This window comes from uncultured Pseudophaeobacter sp. (genome assembly GCA_905479575.1).
Classification (GTDB): Bacteria; Pseudomonadota; Alphaproteobacteria; order Rhodobacterales; family Rhodobacteraceae; genus Pseudophaeobacter.
Map to the genome: position 1 here is coordinate 16,839 of CAJQNB010000032.1, position 14,429 is coordinate 31,267.

The following is a 14,429-nucleotide window of genomic DNA, read 5'->3' on the forward strand; positions in this document are numbered from 1 at the left end:
GGCGCGCGTATAGGCCAGGATGACCACCTGTGCAAGGGCTATTTGCGCATCTTCGCATGTCCCTGTCGCACGATACGTTCACATTCCGCCGCCAGGGCCTTGCGATTGGCAAAATCACTGACCTTCAGCGGCGCGTGGTAGGTCAGCTCAACCCGTCCTTGGCGCCGCGAGGCCAGGGTTTTCAGCAGGTGCGGTCCGAACTCCATATCGCCCCACCAGCCATAGAACCGCTCTTCTGCCTCTTTGGGCGCATGGAACACTGCAGATACCGGTTGGATGTAGCAAATATCCCGCAGGTGTTCCCCAAAAAACGCCGCAAAAAGCGTTGTTTTAAAGGGCAAAACCCGGAGCCCATCGGTGGAGGTGCCTTCGGGGAAAAACAGCAGCTTATGTCCTGCCATCAGCCGTGCCTCAAACAGTTCGGTCTGCTCCTTTGCGCGGGCACGGTTGCGTTCGATAAAGACCGTTCCTGTGGCACGGGCCAGCCAGCCAATGCCGGGCCAGGCGGCGACCTCAGCCTTGGACACAAAATAGATGCGCTTTTTGGCGTTAAGCGCAAAAATGTCCAACCAGGATGTGTGATTGGCCACCACGGCACCGCTATGTTTCATCAGGGTGCCATGGGCCGTAAAGCCGATCCCCAGGATACGAAAGGCATTGCGACAGACAAACTGTGTAATAAAGGGAGTGACAGGCCGGTGCAGTCCACAGAGCGGCCGCTCGACCAGACGAACCAAGAGCAGGATTATCAATCCGCCAAACACCAAGGTTCCCAGCACACTGGCGCGCAGTAGGATCAGCCCCCAGCCAGAGGGCGAGATCTGCAGCGGCTCCGGGGGCTCGCCTTCATTCCAGGTCGCAGACATCTTGTTAAGCCCGGGCCTTTGGAGTGCTGTAGAACCGCTTTTGTCGTTCAGTCATACGAGCGGTATCCAGGATCATAAGCACATCAGTGGTGTTAAACCCGTGGTCGACAAAGGCACCATCTCCTACGGTGCCGCCCAGGCGCAGATAGGCCTTGATCAAGGCCGGGCACTCCACCATGGCGCGCTTACGGTCTACCGCGCTGGCCTCCAGAAGGTCCATCGGCTGATAGCTGCGGGATTTGCACCGCAGGGGCGGTGGCGCCAGGTAGTCCCGGTTCAGCACCGACAATGGCCCGGAAAGAGCGTTCAGGTCGGTGCCGGCAAAACTGGCAGTCCCAAACAGGATTTCAATATCGTGCTCAGACACATAGGCATTGAGACCCACCCAAAGATAAAACAGGGCTTTGCCACCGCGAAACTCTGGATGTAGGCAAGACCGGCCCAGTTCCAGCAAGCGCCGCCCAGAGCGGGTCAGTGGGCTCAGATCGTATTCGGCCTCCGAATAGAACCCTCCGGCGTTGACCGCCTGGTCCGCGCGCATCAGGCGGTACACCCCGACCACCCGGTCTGTTGCGGTCTCACGAATGATCATGTGATCACAAAAGGCATCAAACGTGTCTTTCTCCAGCCCTTCGCGATGATCTACCAGGGCGCCGTCAGCGCCCATTTCGCTGACAAAGACCTCATAGCGAAGCGCCTGGGCCGCGCGCAGGTCTGCGTCGGTCGTGGCCAGCGAAACGGTGAATTCAGTTTGGGTTTCAGCCATGTACCAGGGCTTTCCTAGATCAGTTTGCGGCGCTGATAGACCGCTAAGGGTGCAATAGGCAAGGTTTTCGTAAAACTCTCCGGGGTTTCTTAACTATTCATAAACCGTTAAGCCTCATTCACTAGAATCAAGGGAACACGTGTCCCGTCAAAGACCAATTTTCCCTGGTCCGGGAAATTGACAGTAATTTTGCCGCCTGCATTGGATTGGACTTCTCCAGGTCCCCATTCAGGATGATCCGGATGCGTAACGCGCATGCCGGGGGCAAGGAAGGCATTGAGGTCGATCATGTGATGGGCCCAATTCGGAGGAAAGATATGGCCGTAGATACCGCCAATTTGGCCGCTTTGATAGGGTCCAGAATTTGTCACGATTTGATCAGCCCCGTCGGCGCTATCAACAACGGATTGGAATTGCTGGCAATGTCCGGTGCCATGGCCGGACCGGAGCTTGAGCTGATTTCCGACAGTGTGTTGAATGCCAATGCGCGCATCCGGTTTTTCCGCATTGCCTTTGGCGCTGCGGGTGATCAGCAGATGGGCCGGGCAGAGATCGTCTCGGTTCTGGATGACATCAGCAAGGCTGGCCGCCTAAAGTTCCAATGGGATTACGCCGACGGGTGCAGCCGCAGCGCCGTACGTATGGCCTTTCTGGCAGCGCTGTGCCTGGAAACCGCCCTGCCCTATGGCGGTATGATCACCATGACCTGCACAGATGGGAAATGGACGGTGGCGGGCGAAGGCCGCAAGGTCGCTGTTGAAGCATCACTTTGGGGCTATCTCGACGGGAGCGACACCTCGGCCAGCTTGACCCCGGCGCAGGTGCAATTTGCCATGCTACCGGCGGCGGCGACAGAGGCAGAATGTCAGCTGGGCTTTGACCATACAGACGAGAAAGTCACAGTCTGGTTTTAGAATGCCTGCTGTCAGACCCTGACAAAAGTGATCATAGAAAAAGCCCCCAATCATCTGATCGGGGGCTTTTTTGTTGTAGTTTCAGTTAGGTATTCGGCGATCTAGATACCCTGGAATCCTAGGCCCGCACTGTGCCGTCGCCACGCACCAGGTATTTAAAGCTGGTCAACTGGGCCGCGCCGACGGGGCCACGGGCATGCATCTTGCCAGTGGCAATACCAATCTCCGCCCCCATGCCAAATTCACCACCATCGGCAAACTGGGTCGAGGCATTATGCATCAGGATTGCACTGTCGAGCTCAGCAAAAAACTGAGTTACGGCAGCTTCATCCTCGGTAATGATGCAATCAGTATGCTGCGAGTGATATTTGCGGATATGCGCGATCGCATCCTCGATATCCGCTACGGGCTTTGCGGCAATAACCTTATCCAGAAACTCTTTGCCCCAGTCGGCCTCCTCTGCGGGCGCCATGCTCTCGGGGCCAACCAGGCCGCCAGCCGCGTGGATTTCTACCCCGGCTGCCGCCAGTGCAGTCAGCACGTCGCGTCCAATTGTGTCGACGATATCGCGATGGATCAGCAGGCATTCCGCGGCGCCACAAATCCCGGTGCGACGGGTTTTGGCGTTTAGCACCACGTCGAGCGCCTTTTTGGGGTCAGCAGATTTATCCAGGTAGATATGCACGATGCCCTCAAGGTGGGCAAAAACCGGCACCCGCGCCTCGCGCTGCACCAATCCCACCAGGCCCTTGCCGCCACGGGGGACGATGACATCAACATATTCTGTCATGGTCAGCAGCTCTTGCACCGCTGCGCGGTCTCGGGTTGGCACCAGTTGCACAGCATCCTCGGGCAGGTTTGCGCCGCGCAACCCTTCGGCCAGACAGGAATGAATGACCTGGCTGGAATGAAAGCTCTCCGACCCGCCGCGCAGGATTACCGCATTGCCGGATTTCAGGCACAGTGCCCCGGCATCCGCCGTGACATTGGGGCGGCTTTCATAGATCACGCCGATAACGCCAAGCGGCGTTCTTACCCTTTGGATATTTAGCCCCGAGGGTTGCTCCCATTCTGCCAGCACCTCGCCCACGGGGTCAGGTTGTTCCGCCACTGCGCGCAGCCCGTCGACAATGGATTGGATGCGGGGCTCATCCAGCATCAACCTGTCCATCATCGCGGGCGACAGGCCCTTGGAGGTGCCATAATCAAGGTCTTTGGCGTTGGCGGCTATGATCTCGCTGCGGCGCGCCCAGACGGCATCGGCGGCGCCGATCAGGGCGGCATGTTTGCGTTCACCACTGGCTGTTGCCAGGGTTTGCGCTGCGCGCTTTGCGCGAATGCCAAGATCCATCATCAGCGCGGGAATATTTTGTGTCTCTGTCATCGGTCTCTTCTAAGCCTTGTCTGTGAGAGGCTGCTGCGGTTCAGTTGCTGCCAGATTAGGGAAAGCAACAGGCCGGTTTCCAGCCCCAAAAGGAAGGGGATCAGAGCGCCATATCGTCCCGATGGATCAAAGCAGCCCGGCCGGGATAGCCCAGGGCCTGTTCGATTTCGGCAGATTTGCGCCCCTGAATGGCGCGGGCTTCATCGCCGGTGTAGCGTGACAAGCCCTGCCCCAGGTTGCGTCCCTCCGGGCTCTGGATGGCCAGGGGATCCCCCCGGCCAAAGTCACCCTCCACATGACAGACCCCTGCGGGCAATAGGCTATTGCCGTTTGCCAGCGCGCGCGCTGCCCCGGCATCAATGGTCACCACGCCGCGCGGCTTCATCGCCGCAATCCAACGCTTGCGGGCAACCTGCGGGTCATCCAGCGCGGTGAACCAGGTACAAGGTGCGCCGTCTATAAGTGTTTTCAACGGGTTCAGGGGCGATCCTTCAGTGATCACCATGGCGCAGCCTGCGGCTGTCGCCATCTTTGCCGCTAGCACCTTGGTGATCATGCCGCCCTTGGACAGGCCAGACACGCCATCGCCGGCCATGGCTTCGATCTCGGGGGTGATCGCGTCAATCGTGTCATAGCGTTTGGCGCTGGGATCCAGCGCCGGATTGGCACTGTAGAAACCATCCACATCCGACAGCAGCACCAGCGCATCGGCCCCGACAGTCACCGCGACCTGCGCTGCCAGCCGATCATTATCGCCATAGCGGATTTCATCGGTGGCGATGGTGTCATTTTCGTTAACGATGGGCACCGCGCCCAGACCAATCAGCGTCTCCAGTGTGGCGCGTGCGTTCAAATAACGGCGTCGGTCGGCGCTATCCTCTAGGGTGACCAGCACCTGGGCGGTGGTTACGCCATGGGGTGCCAGGGCCTCTTCATAGGCGCGCGCCAGACGGATTTGCCCAACAGCGGCCGCTGCTTGCGATTTTTCCAGCGGCAGGTCAGCGCGCGGCAGCCCCAGAACTTCGCGTCCCAGCGCGATAGATCCTGACGACACCAGGATAACATCCTTGCCCTTGGATTTGAGCCAGGCCACATCATTGGCCAACGAGTGCAGCCAGCCCAGGCGCAGCTTGCCCGTGGTGCGATCCACCAGCAGGGCTGAGCCGATTTTTACAACAATGCGGCGCGCGTCGATCAGGGCCGCCAAGGGTCTTGTTCCTCGACGGGTTTTTGACGAATGCGATCATCGTCGATCTCGGCGCGCACTGCGCGCAAAACCTCGTTCAACCCCTCGCGGCTGACCCCAGACATCATCAGAACCTTGTCGCCAACAGCCGCTTCCAAGGCAGCAAGCGCCTCGGCGCGCTCTTCCTCATCCAGGGCGTCGATCTTGTTCAGGGCGGTCACGCGTGGCTTTTTGGCCAGCTCACCGCCATATGCCTCGAGTTCATCAATGATGGTCTGATAGTCGCCGGCCACATCATCCGAGGTGCCATCCACAAGATGCAGCAGCACAGCGCAGCGTTCTACGTGGCCCAAGAAGCGATCGCCAATGCCTTTGCCTTCATGTGCGCCGGCAATCAGGCCGGGGATGTCAGCCATGACAAATTCAGTGTTATCAATGCCAACCACCCCAAGGTTGGGGTGAAGCGTGGTGAAAGGATAGTCGGCAATTTTGGGCCGCGCATTGGAGCTGGAGGCCAGAAAGGTGGATTTGCCCGCATTGGGCAGCCCCAACAGGCCAGAGTCCGCAATCAGCTTTAGCCGCAGCCAGATGGTGCGCTCAACGCCTTCCTGGCCGGGATTGGCGCGCCGTGGCGCCTGGTTGGTGGAGGATTTGAAGTGCAGGTTGCCAAAGCCACCGTTGCCGCCCTTGGCCAGCTGAACCCGTTGGCCGATCTCGGTCATATCCGCCAGCACGGTCTCCTGATCCTCGTCCAGGATCTCGGTGCCGACTGGCACCCGCAGGATGATCTCGTCGCCATCCTTGCCGGTGCGCTGCCGCCCCATGCCGGACTGGCCGTTGTTGGCAAAGAAATGCTGCTGATAGCGAAAATCAATCAGCGTGTTCAGCCCATCCACGGCCTCAGCCCAGACCGAGCCGCCCTTGCCGCCATCGCCGCCATCCGGGCCACCGTATTCGATGTATTTTTCGCGGCGAAAACTTACGCAGCCGTTACCGCCGCCACCAGAGCGAATATAGACCTTTGCCAGATCAAGAAATTTCATGGCGGCTCCTTGCTGCGCGGCCCCCTTCGCGAGGTGCTGCGCCGAAATACGATTAGCTCAACGAGCCCCCTGCTGGGGCCCGCCTATTTGTCTTTGACGTGCCTTACCTGAAAGCGCCAGCCGCGCCAATCACAGTTTTCGGCTATAGGTCCAGGTGGGCACATTTGCATTGCGGCTGACCGAGAAACTCTCGGCATCGCCCAGATAGTCAAAACCGCAATGGATCAACACCCGCGCCGATGCCGCATTATCCTGAAAGACAGAGGCAAACATGGCGTCATTGTTCAACGGGTTCGCCTGGACCAAGGCCTCCACCGCCTCTGACGCAAGGCCGGTATTCCAGAACAAGGGCGCAATCCAAAAGCTGACCTCAGAATGGTTTCGGTCCATCTGTTTAAGGCTGATGATCCCTTTCAGGTCCTCACCACCATCCGGCGTGCCGTCGATGGCCCAGATGTCCTCTTCCTGTTTGCGCGCTGCAGCACGAGAGACATAGGCCTCTACCGCGCCGGGGGGCATAGGATGCGGAATAGAGGGGGTCATGCGGGCCACGCGCTCATCACCCATATACAGGGCGATAAGGCCGCTGTCGGCCTCCCGTAGCGGGCGCAGCACAAACCGGCTGGTTTCAATAACCTGCTGATCTTTCACATTATCCAAACTCATATCTCTGCTCCTTTTCGCAAAGAAATCGGAAACGACGGCGCGTTTGCCAGATTGAACGCAACCAGCTACCAGCAAGGCCATGCCCCCAAAAGATGTGGGGCGGCTGGTCGTTCATCAAGGCGCCAATACAAAACAATACAGACGCAACCGCGCCAAATAGAAAAAGGGACCGGCTGTCGCCGATCCCCTGATTTTTCAAAACCTTGTGGGTTCGGTTTACTCAGCGGCCTCCGCCACTGGGAGAACCGATACAAAGGTGCGGCCTTTCAGGCCTTTGTGGAAGGTGACAGCACCGTCAGTCACAGCAAAAATCGTGTGATCTTTGCCCAGACCTACGCCTTCACCCGGCCAAAACTTGGTGCCGCGCTGACGAATGATGATGTTACCTGCGATGGCCGCTTGGCCACCATAGAGTTTCACACCGAGGCGGCGACCCGCTGAGTCGCGGCCGTTACGGGAGGAACCACCAGCTTTTTTATGTGCCATTCTGTCTCTCCTTAGCCTTTAGCCAGATCTTTGGCCTGTGCAACCCACTCGGGTTTCACCTTGACCGCGTCAATACCAGCAATGTCGTCATCCGACAAGGCTGCGATCTGGGCAAAGCTTGTCAGACCAGCTTCAACCAGCTTTTTGGCGGCGGCAGGGCCAACACCAGTCAGCTGTGTCAGATCGTCAGAACCGGCTGCAGCAGGCGCAGCTTTAGGCGCTGCTTTGGCGGCGGCCTTAGGGGCAGCTTTGGTTGCGCCGGAGGTCAGGATCTCGGTGATCTTGATCAGGGTCAGCTTTTGACGGTGGCCCTTGGTGCGTTTGGAAGAGTGCTTACGACGACGCTTCACAAAGTGAATGAGCTTTTCGCCTTTGATCTGGTCGATCACTTCTGCCTTAACAGCAGCGCCATCTACCAAAGGAGCACCAACCACGGGGGCATCGCCACCGAGCATCAGGATTTCGTCAAACTGGATTGTTTCGCCAGCATCAGCAGCCAATTTTTCAATGCGGAGGATATCGCCCGCTTGAACTTTGTACTGCTTGCCGCCAGTCTTGAGGACCGCAAACATATGCGTGTTTCCTTTATCAACCGCGTCCTTTGGTCCCCTATTGGGCGTTTTGGCCGTTTGGCCACCTCGAACAGCGCGCCCCGGTTGGGGGCCGTATTGCAAAATGAACCCGGCACAGAGAATCCGAGCCGGGATGGCGCATTTGCCCGAAAACACCTGGCCCTGTCAACCCATTATAACCGTGTCTCAGTCGATGTCGCCAAGTCACACCACAGAAGGTGATAAATCACGGTTTGGCGCGCGGCCAACACCCCGCCAGACACCCGGGCTGGCGGCTAGATATCTTCCCCCTGGCCCAGCTCTTTCATACGAAAAGCCAAAGCTTCAAACCGGTTGGCGGTGATTTCAAACTGTACCGCGTTGAGCAGCTCATAGACCTGCTGCATCAGAGGCGTTTCCAGCGCCTTTACATAGGCTTCCACCTCCGCCTCGCTAAAGCCCTGATAGGTATAGGCCGAGGCCGCAAGGTTAGAGGCCCGCAGCGCAATGCGCATCTCCGCTTCCTGTGCGCGCTGCAGCGCGCGCAGGCCTTCGCCATCCAATTGCAGCTCAATGACGCCAGCGGCATTGGCGGCCATCAGAAAGCGGAATTGGATCTGCTGGATCGACTTCACCCCAGACCCGGCCGCATCAATCGCCTTGCTCATCCGGTGATACAGCGCAACACGCGTGCTGCCGGATTTTACAAGATCCGCAATGATGCGCTGACCGGCGATCTGTTTGGTCTCCCCCTCTTCAACCAGATGCGAGGCGTTTTCAGCCACCACCAAGCGCTGGCCCAGGTCACTGGCATAAAAGGCGGCCGCATGGCTCAGGGCCTCATCCTCCAGGGTCTCGGTCAGAATATCGAGAGCCAGCTCGCGCATTTTGTCCTGATCAAACACCGACTGAGACAGCCGCGTCCAGTTTGAGCCAAAGTCCCCAGCGGACAGCCCCAGCATCTGCGGCGCGTCCCCGGCGGATAGCGCGATACTGTCCAGAGCGACATCAAACCCTGTCACCTCAAGAAAAGCCGCGACCTTCCCCCGTTCAGCGGCCTGTGCCGCAGGCACCAAGTGGAGCACCAAAAAACCAAGGGTAACGGCGGCCAGCGCCAGGTGATTAAAGCGTTTTGCAATCTGTCTCATAGGTGAAATCTAGGCGAAAACTGTGCCAAAACAATGAAAAAATGCCATTCTGAAAAGAAGTTGAAAATCCCCCTTGCACTGGGCCGCATTCAGCCTTAAACGCTCCTCCACCAGACCCCCGCGGAGAGGTGCCGGAGTGGTCGAACGGGGCGGTCTCGAAAACCGTTGAGCCTTCACGGGTTCCCAGGGTTCGAATCCCTGTCTCTCCGCCATTACACCAAAATTGACGTTGAAATTGTGCGCAAACCCGGAAAAACTGATGTTTTCCTAATTCAGCCATTTTGCCTATGGTGAAAAAAATGTGGGCCTGAATGTGGGTGCGGAAATGGATGGTCAATCGAAGAAGATAAACGGCAAACGGCGCATGCCGCATTTTAAGAAACAACTCAAAGCCGCGTTTGTGCGATCTGCTCCACCGCGCAGACATACTGACGGTGGAGGACTATACCTCTATGTCTCTGCATCTGGTGCTCGCCGAGGCGACAAGATCAATCCGGCAGGCGGAGGTTGGTTCGACCAAGACCATGCTGGAGCGCGTGAAGGCCAGGTTCGACCTCCCTCCCGAACGCCTGATCGCGGACGCCGCCTAGCGAACTTTGCAAACCCTGGCACCCAGCGTAAAGCAGTCATTTCTCAGGATGATAGATGTGCCACTCTGGTCCCCAAATTCTAAAAGCTGCACGTCAAATCAATATCTGGTTTTAGAGTGCATCCGGATCAATCACGTCAGTCGAGGCTGGCTCTATCTTGGCTGCGAGAAAATCGACAAACACCCGGACCTTGCTCGCAAGGTTTCTCCCGCTTGGGTAGACTGCACTAATTGGAGTCGCGGGAGGTTCTAGAGGAAAGCCAGGTAAGACAGGAACAAGCGTGCCAGTTTCCAGCTCGGAGCGCACCATCCAGATCGGTAACATTGCTATGCCGAGGCAAGATTTGGTAGCTTCTTTCAGGAGAACGAGACTGCTCGCCTGAACGGGCCCGGTCACGGAAACAGCTGAGACATCTTCGCTTGACCTGAAACGCCAAGTGGCCTGTTCCGTTTCAACTCTGAATGAGAGACATGAGAACCTGGCTAGATCTTCTGGATGTTGAGGAGCGCCTTCACGTCTTAAAAACTCTGGACTTGCCACAAGCAGAGATCGGCTCATTGTCAGGCGCTTTGCTATCAGGCTCGAGTCGGCAAGGTGCCCCACGCGAATTGCTACATCAATCCCCCGGCTGATCAGATCTTCCATGACTGAGGATGTATGAACGTGAACCCGTAGATTTGGGTAAGTCTCCAGAAACTCCGGCAATACCGGAGACAATAGAGTAACGGCCAAATCTGCTTCGGCTGTTACTCGCAACACGCCCGAAGGTGCTCCGCTAAGGCGCGTTACGGCATGTCGCGCAGCATCAACATCTTCAATGATCTGTCTGGCGTGACGCAAGTAGATTTCGCCAGCTTCAGTCAACTCTTGCTGGCGTGTCGTGCGTTGCAACAAACGCGTACCCAGGTTTTCCTCAAGCCGTGAGATTTGCCTCGAAATTGCCGAGGGTGTTGTACGTGTGGAGCGTGCGACGGCCGAAAAGCTCCCTTGGTCCGTGACTTGAACGAACAACCTTAGCAAATTCAGATCTTCCATTTGTGCAAAACCTGCATAAATCTTGTTCCAGTTTTGGAACTTAATACACCCATATCACAAATGATACCAAGCTTGCAGGCGGTGCCAAGTGTCGCAACGCCCGAAACGACCAAGCAAAAAACGAGTATTCTATGCCCAAAACCATCTTAGTTACCGGAGCCTCCAGCGGATTTGGACGGCTCATTTGTGAAACACTGGCCGGATCTGGTCACACAGTCTTTGCGTCAATGCGCGACACGGCTGGGAAGAACCGCGACCATGCCAAATCTCTGCGCAATCGAGGCCTCAATGTTGTCGACCTGGACGTCACGCAAGCAGAATCCATCGAGGCAGCTGTTTCCGGAATCCTATCCACTCAAGGCCAGATCGACGTGTTGGTCAACAATGCCGGCGTTGCGTCTGCGGGAGTGTCCGAAGCCTTTTCAGATCAACAGGTGGCAGACCTGTTCAATGTAAATGTCGTAGGGGTACACCGCGTTACCCGCGCGGTCCTCCCATCGATGCGCCAGCAAGGAAAAGGTCTCGTTGTGAACATCGGTTCGATCCTCGGACGTGTTACCTTTCCGTTTTTCGGTATCTATGGCGCTAGCAAATTTGCTGTGGAGGCCTTAAGCGACAGTTATCGTTATGAACTATCCCAGCTCGGCATTGACGTTTGCCTAGTACAACCTAGCGCTTTCCCCACCCAAATGTACGCGAGTGCGGCGCAACCTGTGGACCAGAAGACCGTGAGCGAATACGGGGATACGGGAAAAATTCCTGCTGAGATGTTTGAACAATTCATGGCCATGCTCTCAGGCCCGGAGGCGCCAGCCCCGCAAGATGTCGCCGATGCGGTTTCTGGCTTGGTTTCACAGTCTGCAGGTACACGTCCGGCGCGAGTTGTGGTCGGAACAAGCTTCGGTGCGGACGAGGCAAATGCGGCAATGACTCCTTTGCAGACCAATACAATCAATGCCTTAGGCCTAAGCCATCTTGCCGCAATAAAGACCGGCTAGGGCAAAACAGGCCTACAGATTACTTAGCTTTATCATGTTCCATAGCAGTTCGCTGCTGTGGGGCAATCCTTGTAAGGAAAACTCTGAACCGATCAGACGATGAACAGTGCATTGAATTTGGGTTCACATGAAAAGAAATTTTCCAGGCATTTGGGCAACCGCGATAATTGGCGGCTATAGTCGGCGGAAGCTTCGAAATTTTGCAACGAAAAAGCCCCAGCGCTTCGCTGCAACCGAGGCAGTAATTCCCAATTTTGCCCTTGGGATTTCAGAAACAGGTTTCGGGGATGCCCACAATCAAGCTGTCGGCGTCGGGGGCAACATCCGCAGCAACAGCCACTTGGCGGAGGCTCACCCCGTGAACCCAACGTAAAGAGGCCGGGTTTCCCCGGCCTCTTTACGTTGGTTGATGCATCACAGGCTGCTGGGCTGACTTAGCCCCGGCGGCGACGTCCGCCACCACGGCCACCGCGACCGCGGCTCTCTTCGCCCTCTTTCAGGGGCGCCTTGTTGAACTTGATCCATTCGCCACCGTGTGGGTCATTGTTGGTCAGGAAGTTGGCGGCACGGATGGCTTCCATTTCCTTGCCCGCGCGGGGCTTCATCGAGCCCAGGCCAAACATGGTGACAAAGGTTTCATCATCCATGTCTTCGGGCAGAATGATGCCGGCGGCGGCGACTTCTTCTTTTTTGGCTGCCAGAGCTTTTTGCGTCACCGGCAGGCCAACAGGATTCATAATAGCCGAGGTCATGCCCGCACCCATCGCCATGGGCAGGAAGGCATTGTTGATGCCGTGACGGTTTGGCAGGCCAAAGGATATGTTGGAGGCACCACAGGTGGTGTTAACCCCCAACTCTTCGCGCAAGCGCCGCACCAGAGCAAAAACCTGCAGGCCGGCAGTCCCCATGGCGCCAATTGGCATCACCAGCGGGTCAACCACGATGTCATGGGCGGGAATGCCAAAGTCGGCAGCGCGCTGCACGATCTTTTTCGCTACTTCAAAACGTACATCGGGATCCTCAGAAATCCCGGTGTCATCATTGGAGATCGCCACAACAGGAACGTTGTATTTCTTGACCAGCGGCAGGATCTGTTCCAGGCGCTCTTCTTCGCCGGTGACAGAGTTCAGTAGCGGGCGACCTTCGCAGACCTCAAGACCGGCCTCCAGCGCGCCAGGCACCGAGGAGTCGATGCACAAAGGAACGTCAACAAGCCCTTGAACCAGTTCAACGATCTTCCGCATCAGTGGCGGCTCTGTCTCATTGGGGTTGGGGTTGGAGTTATAGACAACACCCGCATTGATATCGAGCACGGTTGCGCCAGCCAGCACCTGCGCCACAGCATCTTTTTCAACCGTGGAGAAATCACCGGCTTCCAGTTCTGCAGCCAGTTTTTTGCGCCCGGTGGGATTGATCCGCTCGCCAATAACACAGAAGGGCTCGTCAAAGCCCATAACGGCTGTTTTTGTTTTAGATTCGATAACCGTACGGGTCATTGTTTATCCTTGCGGGTTGACGGGCTGCGCAGATGCGCCGCCGTTGTTGATGGCCCAGGTGGCGTTGGTCTTGATGCCGCCAAGTGGGAAAAAGTGAACTTTGGTGATATTGAAATCCGGGTTGGCGGCCTTGTGGGCTGCCAGATCCGCCAAAACTTCACCGGGTTCATGGGGCAGCAGCAGCTTGGTAACATCTTTGGCGCGCTTTTGCAGCACTTTCAATGAGGGGCCGACGCCGCATGCGATGGCAAATTTGATCATGGTCTGCAGCTTGGCAGGACCGGCGATGCCAATATGGACCGGCAGGTTCATGCCGCGCGCGCTCAGCTCATTGACCCAGTCAATGACCGGCTGTGCCTCAAAGCAGAACTGTGTGGCCAGGGCCATCTCGGCGTCGGTACGCTTGGAGAATTCCTGTTTCCAGTCCAGCGCCGCATAGGTGTTTGCACGACCGCCTTTGGGATCAATGTCGAGGTTGGGTTCCGGATGGCCCGCGACGTTCAGATGGGTAAAGCCCGCCTTGTCAAACAACCCGGTTTCCAACAGCTGCATCGAGGAATGGAAATCGCCTTTTGGCTCGGCAACGCCGCCGGCCAGCAATAGCGCCTGCTTAACGCCAGCTTCGCCCTGGTAGCGGGAGATCCAGTCAGCCAGGGTGGCCTCATCCTTGATGATGCGCGCCGGGAAATGCGGCATGACATCAAAGCCTTCTTCGGCAATGCGTTTGGCGGTGGCAACCATGTCCTCAATAGGTGTGCCATCGATATGGGCGATATAGACGCGGGTTCCCGCAGGCAGCAGGGCGCGGAAATCCTCAACCTTGGTGGCTGTGCGCGGCATTACTTCGATGGAATACCCCTTGAGAAAGGCCTCCATTTCAGGGCTGACGGGCTGGTCGGCGCCAGGGTCGCGTTTTTTGAAGTTCAACAAAGCCATCACGGCCTCCCATAGTGGTGTCAGGCTCACGCCCATCCGTCATTTGCAATCAGGGTCTTAAGACGATCCTGATCGTATTCCGCTTCCAGACGTTTGGCCTCAGCCTCGGCAACCTCGCCAGCATCACCTTCCAGGGCATAGGGCGCTGCTTTGCGCCATTCTGCCAGGTAGGCATCGCTGTCTTTGGCGTTGACCTTCATCGCAGCTCGGTCAATTGCCTGTTCAAACCGTTCTTCCAATTGGCGCTTTGAACCGCGGCGCCCCTTGCCCACAATGACCTGCGCGGGGATATCGCGCCAGTATACGATCGTAACATCCACCATAGCCTGTCCTCCTGAGACGTCTGTTGTGTTGTTTTAGTGCG

The 14,429-nt window shown here is 57.2% G+C and carries 17 protein-coding genes and 1 tRNA gene; 4 read left to right on the forward strand and 14 right to left on the reverse strand.

Translation table 11 applies throughout. The annotated features are described in order from the left end of the window. Window positions 1-38 precede the first annotated feature (38 nt). From QZ268_RS10020 to QZ268_RS10030, 3 genes are all read right to left on the reverse strand, one after another. Window positions 39-866, reverse strand: coding sequence for a lysophospholipid acyltransferase family protein (locus tag QZ268_RS10020; RefSeq protein ID WP_295451745.1), 828 nt, complete (start codon window positions 864-866; stop codon window positions 39-41). Window positions 867-870: 4 nt separating this feature from the next. Continuing rightward, window positions 871-1,632 (reverse strand): GNAT family N-acyltransferase, encoded by a 762-nt coding sequence (locus QZ268_RS10025; protein WP_295451747.1) that lies wholly within the window; start codon window positions 1,630-1,632, stop codon window positions 871-873. 107 nt (window positions 1,633-1,739) lie between these two features. Then, complete coding sequence (locus QZ268_RS10030) at window positions 1,740-1,922, reverse strand: DUF3553 domain-containing protein (protein ID WP_295451749.1); 183 nt, start codon at window positions 1,920-1,922, stop codon at window positions 1,740-1,742. A gap of 27 nt (window positions 1,923-1,949) precedes the next feature. On the opposite strand from QZ268_RS10030, the gene QZ268_RS10035 reads away from it, so the two are divergent. Further along, a complete protein-coding gene (locus QZ268_RS10035) occupies window positions 1,950-2,546 on the forward strand; it encodes a histidine phosphotransferase family protein (protein ID WP_295451751.1) in 597 nt (198 codons plus the stop codon). 118 nt (window positions 2,547-2,664) lie between these two features. Here QZ268_RS10035 and QZ268_RS10040 read toward each other — a convergent pair whose 3' ends face one another. The 7 genes from QZ268_RS10040 to QZ268_RS10070 form a co-directional block, all read right to left on the reverse strand. Beyond that, window positions 2,665-3,930, reverse strand: a complete 1,266-nt coding sequence (locus tag QZ268_RS10040; RefSeq protein WP_295451753.1) for a glutamate-5-semialdehyde dehydrogenase — start codon at window positions 3,928-3,930, stop codon at window positions 2,665-2,667. A gap of 100 nt (window positions 3,931-4,030) precedes the next feature. After that, on the reverse strand, window positions 4,031-5,137 hold the full coding sequence (proB, locus tag QZ268_RS10045) for a glutamate 5-kinase (RefSeq protein WP_295451755.1): 1,107 nt from the start codon (window positions 5,135-5,137) through the stop codon (window positions 4,031-4,033). Beyond that, the gene (obgE, locus tag QZ268_RS10050; protein ID WP_295451759.1) at window positions 5,125-6,159 is read right to left on the reverse strand and encodes a GTPase ObgE; all 1,035 of its coding nucleotides are present in this window, start codon (window positions 6,157-6,159) and stop codon (window positions 5,125-5,127) included. Before obgE ends, proB begins: the two co-directional genes overlap by 13 nt. A gap of 129 nt (window positions 6,160-6,288) precedes the next feature. Next, entirely contained in the window at window positions 6,289-6,825 is a 537-nt protein-coding gene (locus tag QZ268_RS10055; protein ID WP_295451761.1) for a GNAT family N-acetyltransferase, read from the reverse strand. A gap of 216 nt (window positions 6,826-7,041) precedes the next feature. After that, entirely contained in the window at window positions 7,042-7,311 is a 270-nt protein-coding gene (rpmA, locus tag QZ268_RS10060) for a 50S ribosomal protein L27 (RefSeq protein WP_122073771.1), read from the reverse strand. An 11-nt stretch (window positions 7,312-7,322) separates the two neighbouring features. Next, window positions 7,323-7,883: a 50S ribosomal protein L21 gene (gene rplU / locus QZ268_RS10065; RefSeq protein ID WP_295451764.1), complete on the reverse strand. Its 561-nt coding sequence runs from the start codon at window positions 7,881-7,883 to the stop codon at window positions 7,323-7,325. A gap of 275 nt (window positions 7,884-8,158) precedes the next feature. Further along, a complete protein-coding gene (locus QZ268_RS10070) occupies window positions 8,159-9,010 on the reverse strand; it encodes a DUF2059 domain-containing protein (protein ID WP_295451766.1) in 852 nt (283 codons plus the stop codon). 122 nt (window positions 9,011-9,132) lie between these two features. Here QZ268_RS10070 and QZ268_RS10075 point away from each other — a divergent pair. Continuing rightward, window positions 9,133-9,222 (forward strand) — tRNA-Ser (locus QZ268_RS10075). A gap of 240 nt (window positions 9,223-9,462) precedes the next feature. Then, entirely contained in the window at window positions 9,463-9,600 is a 138-nt protein-coding gene (locus QZ268_RS10080; protein ID WP_365321971.1) for a hypothetical protein, read from the forward strand. 111 nt (window positions 9,601-9,711) lie between these two features. Here the strand turns inward: QZ268_RS10080 and QZ268_RS10085 are convergent, their stop codons facing one another. Then, window positions 9,712-10,635 carry a LysR family transcriptional regulator gene (locus QZ268_RS10085; RefSeq protein ID WP_295451769.1) on the reverse strand — a complete coding sequence of 308 codons (924 nt, stop codon included), beginning with the start codon at window positions 10,633-10,635 and terminating at the stop codon, window positions 9,712-9,714. A 131-nt stretch (window positions 10,636-10,766) separates the two neighbouring features. On the opposite strand from QZ268_RS10085, the gene QZ268_RS10090 reads away from it, so the two are divergent. Further along, on the forward strand, window positions 10,767-11,633 hold the full coding sequence (locus QZ268_RS10090; protein WP_295451770.1) for an SDR family oxidoreductase: 867 nt from the start codon (window positions 10,767-10,769) through the stop codon (window positions 11,631-11,633). A gap of 434 nt (window positions 11,634-12,067) precedes the next feature. Here the strand turns inward: QZ268_RS10090 and QZ268_RS10095 are convergent, their stop codons facing one another. Genes QZ268_RS10095 through QZ268_RS10105 form a run of 3 tightly spaced genes read right to left on the reverse strand, consistent with a single transcriptional unit; the run spans window position 12,068 to window position 14,388 of the window. Beyond that, complete coding sequence (locus tag QZ268_RS10095) at window positions 12,068-13,129, reverse strand: methyltetrahydrofolate cobalamin methyltransferase (RefSeq protein WP_295451772.1); 1,062 nt, start codon at window positions 13,127-13,129, stop codon at window positions 12,068-12,070. A gap of 3 nt (window positions 13,130-13,132) precedes the next feature. Continuing rightward, a complete protein-coding gene (locus QZ268_RS10100; RefSeq protein WP_295452071.1) occupies window positions 13,133-14,065 on the reverse strand; it encodes a methylenetetrahydrofolate reductase in 933 nt (310 codons plus the stop codon). 26 nt (window positions 14,066-14,091) lie between these two features. Then, window positions 14,092-14,388, reverse strand: a complete 297-nt coding sequence (locus QZ268_RS10105; protein WP_295451775.1) for a virulence factor — start codon at window positions 14,386-14,388, stop codon at window positions 14,092-14,094. Between the last annotated feature and the right edge of the window lie 41 nt (window positions 14,389-14,429).